This is a genomic window from Rhodococcus sp. BH4 (assembly GCF_002079265.1).
GTDB classification, from domain to species: domain Bacteria; phylum Actinomycetota; class Actinomycetes; order Mycobacteriales; family Mycobacteriaceae; genus Rhodococcus_F; species Rhodococcus_F qingshengii.
On record NZ_CP014941.1, the window covers coordinates 633,399 to 651,444 of the forward strand.

Annotated in this window: 16 protein-coding genes; 9 read left to right on the top strand and 7 right to left on the bottom strand. The window is 62.5% G+C overall.

Annotated elements, in window-relative coordinates:
• Window positions 1-65: 65 nt before the first annotated feature.
• Complete coding sequence (locus tag A0W34_RS02965; protein WP_003941173.1) at window positions 66-344, top strand: YHS domain-containing protein; 279 nt, start codon at window positions 66-68, stop codon at window positions 342-344.
• A 78-nt stretch (window positions 345-422) separates the two neighbouring features.
• On the opposite strand, the gene A0W34_RS02970 is transcribed toward A0W34_RS02965, so the two are convergent.
• The 3 genes from A0W34_RS02970 to A0W34_RS02980 all read right to left on the bottom strand — a co-directional run bounded on the left by A0W34_RS02970 (window position 423) and on the right by A0W34_RS02980 (window position 3,760).
• Window positions 423-1,745 (bottom strand): MFS transporter, encoded by a 1,323-nt coding sequence (locus A0W34_RS02970; protein WP_198035683.1) that lies wholly within the window; start codon window positions 1,743-1,745, stop codon window positions 423-425.
• Window positions 1,729-2,256 (bottom strand): carboxymuconolactone decarboxylase family protein, encoded by a 528-nt coding sequence (locus A0W34_RS02975; RefSeq protein WP_058227976.1) that lies wholly within the window; start codon window positions 2,254-2,256, stop codon window positions 1,729-1,731. Before A0W34_RS02975 ends, A0W34_RS02970 begins: the two co-directional genes overlap by 17 nt.
• A 73-nt stretch (window positions 2,257-2,329) precedes the next feature.
• A complete protein-coding gene (locus A0W34_RS02980) occupies window positions 2,330-3,760 on the bottom strand; it encodes an MFS transporter (RefSeq protein ID WP_081557292.1) in 1,431 nt (476 codons plus the stop codon).
• A gap of 311 nt (window positions 3,761-4,071) precedes the next feature.
• On the opposite strand from A0W34_RS02980, the gene A0W34_RS02985 reads away from it, so the two are divergent.
• The 3 genes from A0W34_RS02985 (at window position 4,072) to A0W34_RS02995 (ending at window position 5,806) form a co-directional block, all read left to right on the top strand.
• On the top strand, window positions 4,072-4,818 hold the full coding sequence (locus A0W34_RS02985; RefSeq protein WP_442971942.1) for a hypothetical protein: 747 nt from the start codon (window positions 4,072-4,074) through the stop codon (window positions 4,816-4,818).
• A gap of 198 nt (window positions 4,819-5,016) precedes the next feature.
• Entirely contained in the window at window positions 5,017-5,394 is a 378-nt protein-coding gene (locus A0W34_RS02990; protein ID WP_020906032.1) for a metal-sensitive transcriptional regulator, read from the top strand.
• A gap of 7 nt (window positions 5,395-5,401) precedes the next feature.
• Complete coding sequence (locus A0W34_RS02995) at window positions 5,402-5,806, top strand: 6-carboxytetrahydropterin synthase (protein ID WP_054187872.1); 405 nt, start codon at window positions 5,402-5,404, stop codon at window positions 5,804-5,806.
• Between the two features lie 41 nt (window positions 5,807-5,847).
• Here the strand turns inward: A0W34_RS02995 and A0W34_RS03000 are convergent, their stop codons facing one another.
• A complete protein-coding gene (locus A0W34_RS03000) occupies window positions 5,848-7,449 on the bottom strand; it encodes an ABC transporter substrate-binding protein (RefSeq protein WP_081557294.1) in 1,602 nt (533 codons plus the stop codon).
• Window positions 7,450-7,612: 163 nt separating this feature from the next.
• Window positions 7,613-8,068: a hypothetical protein gene (locus A0W34_RS03005; RefSeq protein ID WP_228401782.1), complete on the bottom strand. Its 456-nt coding sequence runs from the start codon at window positions 8,066-8,068 to the stop codon at window positions 7,613-7,615.
• 91 nt (window positions 8,069-8,159) lie between these two features.
• On the opposite strand from A0W34_RS03005, the gene A0W34_RS03010 reads away from it, so the two are divergent.
• Window positions 8,160-8,834: a class I SAM-dependent methyltransferase gene (locus A0W34_RS03010; protein ID WP_065352843.1), complete on the top strand. Its 675-nt coding sequence runs from the start codon at window positions 8,160-8,162 to the stop codon at window positions 8,832-8,834.
• Here A0W34_RS03010 and speB read toward each other — a convergent pair.
• Entirely contained in the window at window positions 8,798-9,754 is a 957-nt protein-coding gene (speB, locus tag A0W34_RS03015) for an agmatinase (RefSeq protein WP_003941134.1), read from the bottom strand. The genes A0W34_RS03010 and speB overlap by 37 nt on opposite strands.
• A 146-nt stretch (window positions 9,755-9,900) precedes the next feature.
• Between speB and A0W34_RS03020 the strand changes: the two genes are divergently transcribed.
• From A0W34_RS03020 to A0W34_RS03035, 4 genes are all read left to right on the top strand, one after another.
• On the top strand, window positions 9,901-10,536 hold the full coding sequence (locus A0W34_RS03020; RefSeq protein WP_007727089.1) for a helix-turn-helix domain-containing protein: 636 nt from the start codon (window positions 9,901-9,903) through the stop codon (window positions 10,534-10,536).
• 133 nt (window positions 10,537-10,669) lie between these two features.
• The gene (locus A0W34_RS03025) at window positions 10,670-11,515 is read left to right on the top strand and encodes a carbon-nitrogen hydrolase family protein (protein ID WP_050655995.1); all 846 of its coding nucleotides are present in this window, start codon (window positions 10,670-10,672) and stop codon (window positions 11,513-11,515) included.
• Complete coding sequence (locus tag A0W34_RS03030; protein ID WP_007727084.1) at window positions 11,512-13,200, top strand: flavin monoamine oxidase family protein; 1,689 nt, start codon at window positions 11,512-11,514, stop codon at window positions 13,198-13,200. Before A0W34_RS03025 ends, A0W34_RS03030 begins: the two co-directional genes overlap by 4 nt.
• Window positions 13,201-13,327: 127 nt before the next feature.
• On the top strand, window positions 13,328-16,534 hold the full coding sequence (locus A0W34_RS03035) for an NAD-glutamate dehydrogenase domain-containing protein (protein WP_081557295.1): 3,207 nt from the start codon (window positions 13,328-13,330) through the stop codon (window positions 16,532-16,534).
• On the opposite strand, the gene A0W34_RS03040 is transcribed toward A0W34_RS03035, so the two are convergent.
• Entirely contained in the window at window positions 16,511-18,028 is a 1,518-nt protein-coding gene (locus A0W34_RS03040) for a PucR family transcriptional regulator (protein WP_064074534.1), read from the bottom strand. The two genes, A0W34_RS03035 and A0W34_RS03040, sit on opposite strands and share 24 nt — an antisense overlap.
• Window positions 18,029-18,046: the final 18 nt, after the last annotated feature.

Sequence of the window (18,046 nt, forward strand, 5' to 3'; positions counted from 1 at the left end):
GTATATTGATTGTGTCGGGCTCGCTTTCCGGGCCACATCCGTCCAGCAAAAGAACAGGAATCCCAATGAGCAGTTGTGGCTGTGGCAACACCCCGAAGTCTGACGCCAAAGGCGATGTCGGCGCTGTCGGTTCGGCGATGCCGACCGGTGGGAAAGACCTACTCACCGCTGGCAGTAGTGAACTCGTCGAATGTCGGGTCATGCCGGGCAGCGTGATCGAGAAGGTGCGTGCCGAAGCGGAAGGCCTGTTTCGTGACTTCGAAGGAAATCGGTACTGGTTCTGCTGCAAGGGATGTGGTCCTCGGTTCGACGCAAATCCCAGGAAGTATGCCGACGTGAGCTGAGCGAAAAGTGGTGGTGCAGGCGATGGCTGCACCACCACTTTCGTTGTAGCCCTGTCGGGGGCAGTCGGACCGTCGACATCAGACGGCGCGAGCGCACGCGCACTGGGTAGCCGCCAAGGTGCATTCGCCTCGCGTGGTTTCGTACGTCGCCTGTCCGGGCAATTCAGCAACTGTCTCCCGAGGCCAAAGTGCAAATCCTGCAACGGCTCCCACCGTGGCAAGCGCTGCAAGGATGCTCCAGGTGACCGCAAATCCCGCGCTCGAACCAACCCATCCGGCGATCGGATAGGTGACAAGCCAGGCAAGGTGCGACAGGGAGAACTGGGCTGCGAACACCTCCGGAATACTTGCGGGGTCGACGGAGCGCCGAAGTACTTTTCCGGTCGGCGTGACGATCATGGCCATCCCGGCGCCGACGAGTGCCCACACTGCGGCAGTGAGCATCCACGTGAATACACCCGCCACGGCGAGGGCTGCTGCCGCGCTGGCACTGACGACCAAGACAACGGAACCTGCTGTCATCACAGTGCGTTCAGCGGTTCTGTCGAGAACGCGTGGAAGAAGCAGCGCGGTCACCAACGTGCCGGTGCCTGACGCGGCAAGCATCCACGCCACGTCGGATTGGGTTCCACCGAACTCGTCGCGGACGTAGTTGACGGTGTTGACCACCACGATCGATCCGGCTGCTGCCACCACGAGATTGAGTGCCATGATGCCGCGCAGTCGCGGCGTGGTCACGAAGATTCGCACCCCCGACGCGATCCGATCCCACGCCTTGCGGTGAGTACTTCGGCGAGCGTTGGGGATTCGGGTGGCCAGCACGAGCAGTGCCGAGACCGCAAAGCCCACGGAGGTGGCGACGAACAACAGGTTGAATGTCATGAAGGACAGTGCGACCGCGGCAAGAACAGGGCTGAGCAGGCTTTCCATCGTGTAAGCGACCTGCGATGCCGACAGTGCGCGGGTGAAATCGGCCTCGTCGGTCACGATGTCAGGGATGACCGCTTGGAACGTGGGAGTGAACGCTGCCGACGCAGCTTGGAGAACGCCCACCAGCACGTAGATGTGCCAGATCTCGCTGACGAAGGGCAATGCGATCACGACCGCTGCGCGAATGGCGTCGAGGGCAACGAGGAAAGCCCGTCTCGGCAACCGGTCTACGTACGCCGCCGCGAGTGGAGCGATCACGACGTACAGGGACATCTTGATCGTCAGCGCGGTGGCCAGCACGGCTCCGGCGCTCGGTCCGGCGAGTTCGTAGGCGAGTAGACCCAGGGCAACCGTCGCCAACCCGGTGCCGAACAGCGCGATGATCTGGGCGCTGAAGAGCAGGCGATAGTCGCGAATCAAGAACAGACGCAGGCTGTTCCGTTCCGGTGCGGAGTTAGCGATCCGGTTCATCTGGTTTCACTCCCGCGACAAGATTGAAAGCTCCGGTCAGGACATTGAGGGCGACGATTCCGACTACGTCGGCGATCTCGCGATCACCGTAGCCGTGCGCTCGAAGGCCCGTGATGTGTTCGTCTGAAATCGAGGCAGGCTCCCGATAGACGCGAAGCCCGAGGTCGATCATTGCCGCGATGGCGGGATCGGCCGAGGTGCCCGCGCGGGCACGCTCGATCTCGTCCGCCTCGACGCCGTTGGCGTGCGCGGCGGCGACGTGGGCTTCGAGGCAAACAGCGCAGCCTTGCTGGACCTGCACAGCGATAGAGATTCGCTCGGTGATCTTGCGGCTGAGTTTCGCTCGCTTCATTGCCCGGCTGAGTTGCAGATAGCCACCCAGTACGGCGGGCGAATGAGCCATCGCCGCGACCATGTCACCGACCTGTCCGTGACGGTTCACGAGTTCGGCGAGAAGGTCTTTAGATGCACCGACAGCGGTGGTGGGCGTGAGAGATGCAAGGCGCGACATAACGAGTCCTAAGTGGTTCCGCCGGTGGTGGGTTCGGCTGGTGACAGCCGGCCGAACCCACCACCGGAGTTGGTCAAGAATTGACGGTGGATTGAACGGTTCGAGGATCGTCGACCTTGGTCGACCGCATCACGATCGCGGTGATTGCTGCGCCAACCGCTGCGATGGCGGCTGCTCCGAGGAACACGGCGGAGAAACCGTTCGTCAACTCCGTCAGGTCACCGAGTTGATCAGCGCCGAACACTGCTGCGATCGCGGTCATCACCGCGAGGCCGACAGCCGAGCCGACCTGGTAGCTGACGTTGACGATGCCGGAAGCCAATCCGCCCTCTTCCGGGCGCGCAGCCGAAATCGCCGTACCGAGTGAGGGAATGAACGCCAGCGTCATACCTGCCGCAGCCACGAGCGATGCCGGCAGTACGTCGACCCAGAAGTTGCCGGTGGGCCGGATCAACGACATCCAACCCAAACCGATTCCCAGTACCAGCAATCCGGTCACGATCATCGCTTTTGCACCGAAGCGTGCCATGGCCCGTGGTGCCACGACGACCATGCCGAGCATGACGAAGATCGTCATCGGCAGCAGCGCCGCACCGGCCGGGAAGGCGCTGTATCCGAGCACTTGCTGCAGGTACAGGTTCAGGAAGAACCACATCGGTATCCAGGCAGCGCCGAGGACGAGCTGAGCGATGTTCGCGGCACCGAGGTTGGGCGCCTTGAAGATTCCCAGACGCACCAGAGGTTCCCGACGCTTGGACTGGATCAACACGAATGCACCCAACAGAGCGGCCGAAACGGCGAGCGCCAGCCACGTCTGCCCGGATCCCCATCCGACATCAGGTGCTCTGACGATGCCGAAGACTCCGACAGCAAGACCTGCGGTGACAGCGAGTGCGCCGAGGAAGTCGATCGACCCGGTACGTGCCGGTGCGTTCGGCATCAGGAGGGGAGTAGCGATCAGCGCGATGACAGCGATGGGAATGTTGAGGTAAAACACCCAAGGCCAGCTGGTGTATTCGGTGATGACGCCGCCGAGGAACACGCCGGCCGTACCGCCGGCCGGAGCGGCAGCGCCGTAGATGGACAGCGCCTTGGTCATTTCCTTTTGTGTGCTGCCGAACAGCATCATCAGCAAGGTGAGCGCGGAGGGCGCGATGAGTGCGGCGCCTGCGCCCTGGACTGCACGGCCCGCAAGTTCGACGGCGACGTTACCGGCGGCACCGGCGACAACGGAACCGATCAGCAGGATCAGCCAACCAGCAGAGAACACTCTGCGGGCGCCGAACAGGTCGGACAGGCGGCCGCCGAGGAGGAGTAGCCCGCCGAACGCGATGACGTACGCATTGAAGACCCAGGTCAGGCCTTCTTGGGAAAAGCCGAGATCGCTCTGCATCTGGGGGAGAGCGACGCCGATGATGGAGGTGTCCATGATGACCATGAACTGAGCGGCGGCGATCAACGCCAACGCCCACCACTTACGGGTGGATTTCGGTTGTGTGGACATTCTGAGTTCCTTACCTGTACGGGGTATAGGTGATGCTTGTGTGGTCAAGGGGTGTCGTAAGCGGGCCTGGGTGACATCGGCGCAGCGCTTCGTTGGGGTGCACGGGGAAATGCTGCTCTTGGAACTCATTCGGCCGGCGCTCTGCGTAGATGCGCATCGGATCTCCTTCGAGTGAATTCAGGGTGTTCGAGTAGTTCGTTGCATACCCTAGGGGGGTATGGTACAAATTGCAACAGGTTCGATGTCAAGGAGTGCAGAACCTGACGCAGACGGCAACGAAAGTGCTGCCGACCCAAACTTTGGAGGGCAAGATGTTCAGCGACAACGGCTACACACTGGAATTGGCAACGTCGGAGGCGACCGTCGGCAACCATGTCCCCTTGCAGTTCCGGATCCTGGATCCGGTTGGAACTCCCTTGATCCGGTACACGGACACCCACGACAAGCAGTTGCATCTGATCGTGGTCGGTCTGGACCTGACCGGATTCCAGCACGTGCATCCCGAATTGGACGAGAACGGAAACTGGCATGTGTCAGTCGATTTCGATCATGCGGGAGACTATCGAGTATTCGCTGATTTCACTCCGGACGGTGGTGACGGAATCACGCTCAGTGCGGATGTGCGCGTCGCCGGATCCTATGATCCTCGGCCGTTGCCCGCCGCTACTGCCGCCACGACGGTCGACGGCTACGCAGTCTCTCTCGAAGGCGCGGCCCACGCAGGGCAGACATCGAAGCTCACACTCTCGGTCAGTCGTGACGGAATCCCGGTCACAGACTTGCAGCCCTACCTTGCCGCATACGGGCATCTGGTCGCGTTGCGTGCCTCCGACCTCGCCTATCTCCATGTCCATCCGGACGGCTACCCCGGTGACGGTCTCACGCCGGCCGGACCGGCAATCACCTTCTACGCCAACATGCCGAGCGCCGAGGATTACCGGTTGTTTTTGGACTTCAAGCACGGCGGAGTGGTGCGTACGGCGGAATTCACGCTGACGGCCGACAATGCGACCACGCCTGGGGCCGAACACTCGAGCCACGCGCACCACGGGCACTGAAACCGAATGCGTTTCGCAGCAACGGGAAAACGGGCATGGGCAATCGCCATGCATCCATCTGTTCGTGCAGTAGCGAAATGCGTGGCGATGTGCGCAGTGATTGCTCTGCAAGACAACGGAAGTCGAAGAGTCGCCGCACATCGCCCCGGTAACGAGAATTGTTGCGAAGTCACGCGTTGACGAACAGGAGGACATCGAATGTCGGAAGCGACAGAAGTGGGCAGTGCGCCAAGCAGTGCTCCAAACAGTGCCCAAGGCAGTGATGCGACCGGCGATGCATGCTGCACGAGTGATTCGCACGGCTACATCACCGCCAAGGGCGACTACCTGGCGCGTCTGCGTCGCATAGAAGGTCAAGCTCGCGGCCTGCAGCGCATGGTCGACGAGGACAAGTACTGTATCGACATCCTGACGCAGGTGTCGGCGATGACCAAGGGCCTCCAGGCGGTGGCCATGGGCCTGCTCGAGGACCACATCGGCCACTGCGTCGTCAAAGCCGCTGTTGCCGGTGGGCCCGAGGCGGACGCGAAGATCAAAGAAGCGAACGACGCGATTGCGCGATTGGTCCGCTCATAGAATTGTGATGAACATTGATACCTTGGTGCGCATGTTCAGTATCGAGATCCGTCGTACATTCGCTGTGAGGCAGGGGCTTCCGGCACCGGTGCGGGACGCGAAGAACTTGCCGCCGCTGATGCCTGCCGACGGATTTCGCGTGACGATGCGAGTGGCGTTCTCGTTCGAGGACGACCAACTCGGAGAACGTGGATGGTTTGTCGACACGGACGCTCTGGACGAGTCCGTCGATCGATGTGCCGAGCAATTGGCGAGCGGTGCCTGGCCGGAGATTTTCGATTTCCGTCCGTCATTCGAGAATGTCGCGAAGTGGGCTTTCAGTGAACTTGCGTCCAGCATTCCTCAGCTGACCTACGTCGAACTCGACAACGAGACGATCGGTGTGGCAACAAGATACGTCAGATCACAATGATCTGACGTATCTCGTTGACGCACCGCGTTCGGTCGACCGGCCTACTGGTAGAGGCGCAACGCAGAACCGATGAAGGTCTTACCGAATGCGAGTCCGGCCTTGTTGAAGTAGAAGCTCAAGACCGTATCTGCAAACGGGACTGCTGACACCGTTTTGGTGATCTGCGACTCGGCGTCCGCCCACTCCGCGCATGCTTCGTCGCCGGTCAAACCGGAGGCCTTGGCAACGGCTGCTTCGTAGGCGGGGTTGTTGATCGAAGAGAAATTCTTACCTGCTGCCGGAGCAGGACCGGAGAAGAACGGGACGAACCCGCTGGGAACCGAATTGTTGATCTGGATCCACGCGATGTCCCACTGGTTGTTGTCCTTGCCACTGAGCATGACGTCGACAACCTTGGTCTGGTCGGCTCCTGTCACCTCGACGGTCGCACCGAGGTCGGACCATGCCGACTGGGTGAGCTCGGCTGCCGCGCTGCGCGCATCTTCGCCGGCAGCGTAGAAGAGGCGGAGGGTCAGCGGCTTTCCGTCCTTGCTTCGTTTGCCGTCGGAGCCGGCGGTCCAACCTGCAGCGTCCAGTGTTGCCTTTGCTGCGCTGAGGTCGAAGTCCGGAATGTTGCCTGCGACAGAGTCGTACACACAGGCTCGGGGCTCGACGGAGACAAGACTTGTTGCACGGGTGCCCTGGCCGCCAGTGATGACTTCAGCGAGATCGTCGAGATTGACAGCCTGGACGAGAGCTTTTCGAACGGCGGGATCACTGGTCGGATTGTCCGCAATCTGATTGAAGTACATCTGACCGGCGGGAAGTGGGCGCTGGACCGAGTCGAAATTGGCGGCATCGATGCGATCCTTGTCCGGACCGGCGATCGGAGATGCGCTCAGTTCGCCTGAGAGAAGCTGGTTTGCTGCGGTGCTGACATTGGGTGCCATGACAGCAATGACTGTCTTGGGGACACCCGGTGTGTCGGAGGTGGTGTCGTCGGGCCCCCAGCTGTAACCGTCACGACGCTCGAACGTGTAGTGGTCATTGGCCGAGACTTCGGTGACTTCGAACATGCCGGAGCCCAGCGACTTGTTGTTCGAGGCGGTCGGATCTTCGAGTCCGGCATCGCACATGATCGGGAGGCGACTGATGGTGAGGAGGAGGAACGGGGTCGGCGCCGGAGTGGTTACCGTGATGGTGCGGGTGGCGAGATCGGCAGTGGCCGAAGCGCCGATGGGAACTGTGGTGCCGCGTTGTTGTGAACCCTTGGCTGGATCGGCTACGAAGTTGATGTTGTTCGCGACGGTCTGTGCAGTCAGCGTCGACCCGTCGGTACAGGTCACGCCTTCACGAATGGTGAAGGACGCGGAGGTCGGCGTTTCTTCCCACTTCTCGGCCAACCATGGTTTGAATTCACTGGTTTCAGGATCCTGGTAGACCAAGGAGTCGTACGCCAGCTTCGAAATTTCCGCGGTTGCCGCAGAGCCGGACATGATCGGGTTGAGTGCACCCGGATCGCCTTGCAACGCGTACCGGAAGGTTCCGTCAGTCAGAGGCTCACCGCCGCCGGAGCCCGAGGACGTGCCTCCCGAGCTGCAAGCCGACAATACGAGCGCGAGCCCCGCGGTCGCGGCAAGCGTCGAATAGGAGCGGTGTTTCATTGTGCCTCCGTGAAGGAGCCGGGGCCCGGGAGTGAATCGTGAGGGCGCAGTCGAGTGTGACCGCTAAATCTTGGCGTAGGACGTGACGGGCATCTCGGTCGATCCTCACGAAAATCGGGCGGATTTTTGTTCGATTTCACGAAGGTTGGAGTTCTGGTTCAGTTCACGGGGAGTCGAGGTCACTTCGTCGTGGCCACCCGGTCTCCGTGAGCACGGTTGCTGGAACTGACCTCAACGGGGAGGTGGGGCCGAGACCGTGGAGGTCTGCGTCGTCGTCGATTTCGGACCAGAATTCGTCCGCCGAAACATCAAGGCCGAGAACGATCCACGGCGGTCCGGCTTCTTGGAACGCGTACGAGACGGTTCCGGTACGCGGAATTGTCGTATCGAACAGTCGGTCTCCGACGGGATAGCCCTGCTGCTCGCCGACCAAAGTCAAGGTAGTCGGTTCGAAGGATGCATCGCGCAGAATCTTCTCGACTGCGCGGTCGAAGCTCTGCTGGACGCTGAACTCTTCGTCCGAGTTCGAACCGGTGAACTCGGGGAAATGCGCACAACACAAAACGTATGGGCCTGCTGAGTTGCAGTAGAGACGAAACACGGGAAATCCACCGGCCACGACGTGACGTTAGCAGGGCGTCGAAATGGAGAAGTTGCTGTTTCAGCAAAGATGGTTGCGTGAGTTGTGGAAGGTCGTTCATCCTGGGTGCATGAGCCACGAACACCACAATCACCACGAAAACTCCGATACCACCGAGAATCCGTACGCCAAGGCGGACGCACAGTTCTGGAACTCGCTGTACGAGGAACGCCCCGCGCGCTGGAGCGGAAATCCCAACCCACAGTTGATTGCCGAAGCCTCCGACCTGGAACCGGGCACGGCACTCGACGTCGGTTGCGGCGAAGGTGCCGACGCTTTGTGGTTGGCGCGTCGCGGGTGGAAGGTCACCGGCACCGACATCTCGTCGGTTGCGCTCGGCCGCGCCCAGGCTCATGTCGAGGGCGAGGGCGTCGACATCGAATGGCTGGAAGCCGACCTGACGAAGTGGGATCCGCAGGGGCGCTCGTTCGATCTGGTGTCCGCGCAGTACTTCCACATGCTCGAACCCGCGCGCGGGGAATTGTTCCGTGCTCTCGGAGATCTGGTCGCGCCCGGCGGGCATTTGCTGATCGTGGGCCACTCACCTCACGAGTCGCCGACCGAGCACCATCGGGCCATGCTCCATACACCCGAATACGTGGAGTCGCTGTTCACCGATGGTTGGAAGGTGTTGGTCTCGGAGTCGCGGGAACGTGATCTTCCCGCGAACCCCGAGATGCATCACACGACGGATACCGTTGTGCTGCTTCAGCGATTGAGTGCGAGTACCGACAGCAACTCGTAAGCGACGTGAGCCGCTGCGATACCGGTGATCTCGGCGTGGTCGTACGCCGGCGCTACCTCGACGATGTCGGCGCCGACCACGTTGAGTCCCACCAACCCACGCAGTGTGTTCAACAATTCGCGAGAGGTCATGCCGCCCGCTTCGGGTGTTCCGGTGCCCGGAGCGTGGGCGGGATCGAGTACGTCGATGTCGACGGAGACGTACACCGGGCCACCGTCGAGGCGCTTACGCATGCGCTCGACGATGCTGGCGACACCGTCGACCTCGTAGTCGTCACTGCGGATCACCTGGAAGCCGAGGACGCGGTCGTCTTCGAGGTCCTTCTCGCTGTAGAGCGGTCCACGGATGCCGATGTGCTGCGAACGCTCCATGTCGATCAGGCCCTCTTCGCTGGCGCGGCGGAAGGGGGTGCCGTGGGTGAAAGGCTGACCGAAGTAGGTGTCCCAGGTGTCGAGATGAGCGTCGAAGTGCAGGACGGCGATCGGGCCGTGATCGCGGGCCAGTGAACGCAGGATCGGCAGTGCGATGGTGTGATCGCCGCCGAGCGTGAGCACGGAGGAACCGTCGGCGCGCAGGTCGGTGACGGCGGACTGAACCGTCGTGAGAGCTTCCTGGATGTCGAAGGGGTTGACGCCGATGTCGCCGAAATCGGCTACCTGCTGGTTGGCGAAGGGCGAGACCTTCAGCGCTGGGTTGTACGGACGCAGCAGCTTCGACGCAGCGCGGATGTGGCCCGGACCGAACCGGGCACCGGGGCGGTAGCTGACACCCGAATCGAAGGGGATGCCGAGGATCGTCACGTCGGCGCGCGAGACCTCGTCCAGGCGCGGGAGACGCGCAAAGGTGGTCGGCTCGGCGTAGCGGGGGACGCGCGTGGCGTCGACGGGTCCGATGAACGATCCGGGGTTGTTGGTAGCCATGTGCAGAGGTCCCTGCTCTCGATTCGGCGCACACCGGGCGCCCTTCAGTGATGTAGCTCTCTGAGCAAGTATGGTTTCTTCAAGAGGCTCGGTTGTCAACCCCTGTTTCCTGAAAGGGACACGGCGGTCGTGAAGGAGTGGGTTCAGTGGCCAAGGCGAAGGAAGCGGTCGAGCCGGTCGGACCGCGCATCGGGGCGAGGCTCAAGGCGGCACGTCAATCGAAGCGGTTGACCCTCGACGACCTGGCCGAGGCCTGTGGTGTGACCAAGGGGTATCTCTCGAAACTCGAGCGCGATCACGTCAACGCGTCGGTGGCGACCCTGATAAAGGTGTGCGCGGTGCTCGAGATCCCCGTCGGATCCCTGTTCGAGAATGCGTCCGCCGGTGAAGTAGTCCGCGCCGACGCCATGCCGCAAATCAGCTTCGGTGGCGAAAAGATGACGGAGTACCTGCTCACGCCTACCAACGAGCGTCGAATTCAGGTGCTGCTCGGCGAGCTGGAACCAGGCGGCGGAAGTGGTCGGGAGTTCTACAGTCTGCCGATCGACGTGAACTTCGTGCACGTGCTCGAGGGCGGCTTGCGGGTCTCGTTCGAGGGCGGTCGGACGGATCCGAACGGTGAGGCCGTCGATGCCGAAGACGTCGTACTTGCGGCGGGCGATTCCTTCACATTCACGCCGACGCACAACCATAGTTTTCAGGCCGAAGGCTCGGTTCTGGCGAAGGTTCTGTGGGTCTTGAATCCGGCATTGCCGGAAGGGCCCCGCGCGTCGTCTTCGTGAGACTCGAATCCGCGAATGTTGATTCTTAGGAAACAAGAGTTGACATGATTGGCGGCACCCGTCACGCTGGTAGTTGTCCCCGTCACACACACCGTCGAAAATTGGCGTCACGGAACTCCTGAAGGAGCGCACCATGCATGTCGATTCAGTTCGAGTTGGCCTGTTCCAAGGTCCGCTCACCACCCCGGACACCTTTGCGTCGGTGGAGTTCAACCTCGCTGCAATCGACACTGCTGCCCGCGAGGCTGCAGCATCCGGTGCGAAGATCCTGCTGACGCCGGAGATGTCCGCAACCGGCTACGACATCGGCGAACTGGTGTCGCTACGCGCGGAACCGGCCGACGGCCCGATCTTCGATTCCGTCGCCGCGATTGCTCGAAGTGCAGGCATCGCAGTCGTCTACGGCTACCCCGAACTCGACGGGGGAGATGTCTACAACAGTGTGCAGGTGGTGGACCGCGACGGCACTTCGCTTGCGCACTACCGCAAGACGCACCTGTTCGGCACGCTCGACCGCGAACATTTCCGGCCAGGTGAGACCCTGGTGGTCGGGTTCGATTTCGAGGGCATCCGCTGCGGGTTGTTGATCTGCTACGACGTGGAATTTCCGGAAGCGGTTCGGGCCCATGCCGACGCCGGTACCGAATGGCTCATCGTGCCGACAGGCTTGATGACTCCTTACGAACACATTGCGCAGCAAGTGGTTCCGGCCCGCGCCTACGAGAGTCAGATGTTCGTCACCTACGTCAATCGCTGCGGTGCCGAAACCGAGCTGACCTACTGCGGTCTCTCGTGCGCCATCGCACCAGACGGTGCCGAGTTGGCGAGGGCCGGCGGCGACCAGGAATTGCTCTTCGCGGACATCGCCGCCGCCACCGTCGCGCAATCGCGCACTCTCAATACACATCTCGACGATCGACGCCTCGATCTGTATCCAGACCTTCCTGTCACGACTGTCTCCAAGGAGAACCGTAGATGACCATCCCAGTAGCTCCGGACAGTTCCTCGGAACCCGGCAAGCAGCCGCCCCTCACGATGTTCGGACCGGATTTTCCGTTCCCGTACGACGACTACGTTTCCAGTCCGGCGGGACTCGGCTCGGTGCCCGACCTGGCACTGGGTACAGAAGTTGCCGTGATCGGTGGCGGACTCTCCGGCATGATCGCGGCCTACGAGTTGCTCAAGATCGGTCTCAAACCGATTGTCTACGAAGCTGATCAGATCGGTGGCCGGATGCGGTCGGTCGAGTTCGACGGGCACCCCGGGGTTGTTGCCGAGATGGGCGCAATGCGTTTCCCACCGTCGTCGACAACGTTGTTCCACTACCTGAACGAACTGGGTCTGCAGACCGAAGAGTTCCCCAATCCCCTTGCCGAGGTCACGCCGAGCACCGTCATCGATCTCAAGGGCGAGAGCCACTACGCGCACACTCTCGAGGATCTGCCGCCGATCTACACCGAGGTGGCGCAGGCCTGGCAGCGCACTCTCGAAGAGCATGCCGATCTGATTCCGTTGCAGCAGGCCATTCGTGACCGCGACACCGCAGAAATCAAGCGGATCTGGAACGACCTCGTGGTGCGCTACGACGACCAGACGTTCTACGGATTCCTCGCCGCGTCGAAGCACTTCAAGTCCTTCCACATGCGGGAAGTGTTCGGACAGGTCGGATTCGGTACGGGCGGTTGGGATACCGACTACCCCAACTCGATCCTCGAAATCCTTCGTGTGGTCATCACGGCCGCCGACGACGACCACCGCGGCATCGTCGGTGGATCGCAGCAGCTGCCGATGCGGTTGTGGAACCGCGCCCCGGCGCACATGGCGCATTGGCCTGCCGGTACTACGGTCGCTTCGCTCAACGACGGTGAGACGCGTCCCCGCGTCACCGAACTCCGGCGTACCGAGCCCGGCAACATCACGGTGACGGACTCCGAAGGTTTCATTCGCACGTATGCGAGTGCCGTTGTGACAGTGCAGAGTTGGATGCTGCTGAACAACATCAGGTGTGACGACGATCTGTTCCCGATCGACCACTGGACTGCGATCGAGCGAACTCACTACATGGGTTCGACCAAGGTGTTCGTTCTCGTCGACCGCCCGTTCTGGAAGGACAAGGACCCCGTGACCGGCCGTGATTCGGTGTCGATGACACTGACCGACCGTATGAGTCGCGGCACCTACCTGCTCGATCAAGGCGAGGGCAAGCCAGGCCTGATCTGCTTGTCGTACACCTGGTCGGACGATTCGCTGAAGCTGCTGGCGCTCGACGCCACCGAGCGCATGAACATCATGCTGCGCTCTCTCGAAGAGATCTACCCCGGCGTTGACTTCCGCAGCCACATCATCTCGAGCCCGGTGACGCTGTCGTGGGAAACCGAGCGCGACTTCATGGGCGCATTCAAGGCGAACCTTCCGGGGCACTACCGCTACCAGGAGCGCCTGTTCTCCCACTTCGTGCAGAATGATCTCGAACCGCGTCATCGGGGAATCTTCCTCGCCGGTGACGACGTGTCGTGGACCGCCGGCTGGGCTGAGGGCGCGATCCAGACCGCGATCAACGCGGTATGGGGCGTCGTCAACCATCTCGGCGGCGCTGCGCCTGCCGAGAATCCCGGACCCGGCGACGTGTTCGAGGAGCTTGCTCCGATCAGGTTGGGCGACTGAGCTCACCGCAACTGCCGAAATGTCGTGCCCGATGGGGGTTGGTACTCCTATCGGGCACGACCTCTTTCCGGTGATCCACGCAACACTGGAAAGTGTTCGGATCCAATAATTTCCAGGAGGGTGTTCAATGGCGAGCACATCATCGGCGACCAAGACCGCAGCTGCAGAATCGAGACCGGCAGGCGGTGATCGATCCGGTGACCCGGCGCTCGAACTGGTCGCCGAATTGGCAGCAGCGGGCCAGCGACTCGTCTTCCGTCAGGGCGACGACTTGAACAGCGATGCCCTGAGCAGTGACGATCTGACCTGTGTGGTGCTGTGGCCGTCCGGAGAGCCCTCCCTCTCCGATCTGTGCGAGAACTTCGAGTCCCTCGGACTCCGAGTTTCGACGCACCGCCCCCTTCCAACCGTTCTGGGTTCGGCGCATTACTTCACCTTCGAGCCGAGCACCTTCGACGGCAGTGCGCTGGAGAAGATGGCGGACGCCTTCGAAGCCGTCATCGCCGGACAGACCCGGATGGACGCATTCTCCAGTCTGATCGGACGAGCAGACATCACGTGGCGCGACGCAGAGTTGCTGCGCGCTGCGTGCCGTTTCCTCGCTCAGGCTCGTATCGGGCTGTCCGAGAGCTACATCGTCGGAGTGTTGGCAGCGAAGCCACTCTTCGTACGGCAGGCAATCGAACTCTTCACTGCGCGTTTCGATCCCGCCGTAGCAGGATTGCGGGAGACAGCAGTGGCCACCGCGGCGGCGGCCATCGACGAATCAGTCGACGGTGCAGACACTCTCGACGAGGATCGCGTCTTGCGCGGCGTTCGTTCGTTCCTGCAGGCGACTCTGCGCACCAACTGGTACCTGCGTGGTGAGTCCGGCGACCCGCTGCCGTACGCGTCGTTCAAGATCGACTCGCAGTTGCTCTCCACCCCACAGAAGACCGTTCCCTTCCGCGAGATCTACGTCAGCGCACCCAATGTCGAAGGCGTTCACCTGCGTAGTTCCTCCGTCGCCCGTGGCGGCCTGCGTTGGTCGGATCGATACGAGGACTACCGCACCGAGGCCCTGAGCCTCATGAAGACCCAGAGCGTGAAGAATTCCCCGATCGTTCCTTCGGGTGCCAAGGGCGCGTTCGTGGTTCGGGGCACGTCGTCACCGACTCCGGCGCAGGTGCAGGAGTCGTACAGCACCTTCATTCGCGGCTTGCTGGACGTGGTGGACAACATCGTCGACGGCGCTGCGGTACACCCGGCAGAAGTAATCGAGTACGACGGTGAAGACTCCTATCTCGTCGTGGCAGCAGACAAGGGGACCGCACGGTTCTCGGACGTCGCGAACGGCATCGCCGTCGAGCGTGGTTTCTGGCTCGGCGACGCTTTTGCTTCCGGCGGTTCGGCCGGCTACGACCACAAGGCGATGGGCATCACCGCTCGCGGCGCCTGGGTAGCGGTTCGACGGCACTTCGCCGAGCGCGACCTCGATGTCGACACCGATCCGTTCACCGTCGCGGGTATCGGGGACATGTCCGGCGACGTGTTCGGCAACGGAATGTTGCTCTCGCACAAGATCCGTCTGGTCGCGGCATTCGATCACCGCCACATCTTCATCGACCCGAACCCTGACACCGAGACGAGCTTTGCCGAACGCGCTCGCCTCTTCACCGTGCCGCGCTCGTCCTGGGACGACTTCGATCGCACCGTGATGTCGCCGGGCGGTGGCGTCTGGCCGCGGAGCGCGAAGTCGATCCGCCTTCCGCTCGAGGCGCGTGCGGCCCTCGGAATCACCGAGGAGAACTTGACCCCGCAGGAACTGATCCGAGCGGTCCTGTGTGCTCCGGTGGACCTGTTGTGGAACGGCGGCGTCGGTACCTACGTGAAAGCGTCGACCGAAAGCAACGTCGACGCGGCCGATCCGTCCAACGACGCAGTTCGCGTCAGCGCTGACGAGTTGCGTGCAACCGTGGTGGGTGAGGGCGGCAACCTGGGTTTCACCCAACGTGCCCGCATCGAATATGCCGCTGGCGGAGGACGAATCAACGCCGACTTCATCGACAACGCGGCAGGCGTGGCTACCTCGGACCGTGAGGTCAACATCAAGATCGCACTCGCAGAGTTGGACGCGACCTCGCGCAATGAACTACTTGCGGCGGCCCAGGACGAGGTAGCCGCATCGGTACTCGAGGCCAGCGAAGATCAGACCCTCGCGATCAGCCTGGCCGAGCACCGCGCTCCCGCCCTACTCGATCAGCACGAACGGTTGATCGAGAACCTCGTCTCGGCGGGCGCCATGAAGCGACTGGAAGAATCTCTGCCCGACGCCAAGGCGCTGGCGGTCAGGGCGCGTGCCGGGCAGGGTCTCCTGCGGCCGGAACTTGCTGTGCTGGTGGCGCAGTCGAAGAACGTACTGACTGCGGAACTGGGCGCATCGACGGTCCCGGACAATCAGATCTTCGCCGATCGTCTCCCGCAGTACTTCCCGCTCTCCGTCGTCGAGGCCGCACCGGACGCAGTCCGCGCACATCGGTTGGGCCGCGACATCATCATCACCTCGGTGGTCGACGAACTGGTCAACCGCGTCGGCCCCGGCGTGCTGTTCCGGCTCGAGGAACACCTCGGAGTCCACAGTCCGGAAGCGGCTCTGGCCTACGCAGTGGTCAGCGAAGTGCTTGGAACGGAGGACCTTCGACGTGAAATCCTGAACTCCGATCTCAGTGCCACCGAACAGCTGAAGGCTCTCGATCGCTTGCAGCAGCTGTTGGAATCCGAAATGAGCTGGGTGTTGCGCCGCCCGGGTGCTGCCGGCCGGTTCACCGTGAACCCGCGCGCCGACATCGATCGGTGGGCAGCCCCGGTGCGGGAACTCACCGACGGTTTGTCGACAAGCGAGCGCATCGAGGCGTCTTTCGGAGCGCTCGCCCTGGCAGACATTGCACTGCAGGAGAATACGACGGCCGCGGCCGCAGCCGCGATCTATCGGGAACTCTCCGACGCTCTCGATCTGGGCGATGTTCTCGGGGGCGTCGACGTTGCCGTCGGTGCCTCGCATTGGGAGGTCATGGGCAGCGCTGCCGTCCACGCCAGGTTGACGGCGCGTTTCGCAGACCTCGTGTCCGGAGCGCTCGGAGAAGGTATTCCGGAGGTCGTCGAGCTGTGGACCGCCGCCAATCCGCAAGCGGTGCGCCGGTTCACGGCTTTGATGTCGAGTGTGAGCCGCAGTGGAGCGCTGGACACCGCCCGTCTCTGCACGGTCGACGCCGAACTCGAACTACTCGTCCGCGGTGCGTCGAGCTTCGCTTCGGTGCATGCGGAGGAGCGTTCAGCGGCCCTCCCAGGCGAGTAGCGATAGCAGTAGTTCGGCTCTGACCCTGGCCTGCCCGAGGTCGCATTGCAGCAGTTCCTCGATGCGTGCGATGCGGCCTCGGAGGGTGTGCCGATGAACACCGAGTTCGGCTGCGGCCGACTCCCATTGGCCGTTTGCCTCGAGATAGGCGCGCAAAGACGCGGCCAGTGCGGTTCCGTGTGCCTGGTCGTGTTCCGTCAGCACCGGGATGGTGTCCGCAGCCATGGCGATCAATGCCTCACGGGCAGACTCGGATGCCAGAATCGTCGAACCACTCAGAGCGTCGAACTCGAGAATACGCGCCGTAGCCGTCGTGAGGTTGGCCGCGGCGCGGGCCTGGACGAGTGCGCGGGGTGCGTCGAGAAGACGGTGAGGGGTGCTGATTCCGGCACGCACGGCTTTCGCTTCGGTGGGGGAGAGCTGCGCCAGTAGTGTTTTGGCGGTGTCGATTGTGTCGGTTCCGCGGAGGAGGACGGTCAGCGAACCGTCCTCGGATTGCGCGAACAACGGCCGGCCTGCTCGCGCGAGAGCGTTGTCGAGTTCGCGAAGAACTGGGCCGAGTCCGGATCCGCGAACGTGGACGACACGAATGTTGCCGTGCGTGTCGCTTGCCTCGTCCAAGTACGACGGCACACTGTCTTCGGGGATTCGGCCGTCGAGTAAGAGCCCGAAAGCCATGGCGTTGAGTCGAGTTCGCTCGGCCCGTAGTCGAACCGGTTTCTCGAGTTCGAGAGTGAGCAGCGAGACCGCATGCCCGAGCAACACTCTGTCGATATTGCTCAGGGGCCCGGCGCCCGCCATGGCGAGGTAGCCGTGCCAACTGTCGGTGACGCCGACGGGGGACAGTGTCAGCGTCCGTTCGGGTGTGCTCTGCGAGATCGACGCCGGAGCGTTGGGATCGCGGGTGGTGGCCGCGACCGCGCGAACCTCGGTGATCAACGACTTCTGGTTTGCCGGATGCACCGCGGTGATCCGATCACCGACAAACGCCACCGAAGTTTTTGTGGCCGTGGCTAGTTCACGCACGATCGCCGACACGCCACCGCGCAGTGCAACGCGGGTGATGCGTGTCTGTACTTCTGCCGCGCGGAGTACCGATTCGTATTCCTGCTGGCTCAGACGGGTCATCACCGCGCGCGTGACCGCCGCGAACGGGGTCGTGAACGGCACTTCCAGCAGGGGGAGCCCGCGACTGCGGGCGGCGGCAATCAGGTCTGCGGGCACACTCTCGTGGGAAAGGCCGGTCCCGAAACCCAGAGCCGATACTTCTGCGGCGGCCAGACGGCCGATGTACTCGCTGTAGTCGGTGGCGTCCGCGCCCACCAGTGCCAGCCCGGTGGTGAGCACCAATTCGCCGCCGGAAAGCCACGGGGTGGGGTCCGTCAGCTCTGTGGCCTGCGCGAACGTGACGGGGTGGGTGGCAGCTGCTCGGTCGGTGAGCAGAGCCAGCGAGAGGTGTTTCTGGCGCAAGAGCCACGAGATCGGAACCGTCACCTGATCAAGGCTAGCTGT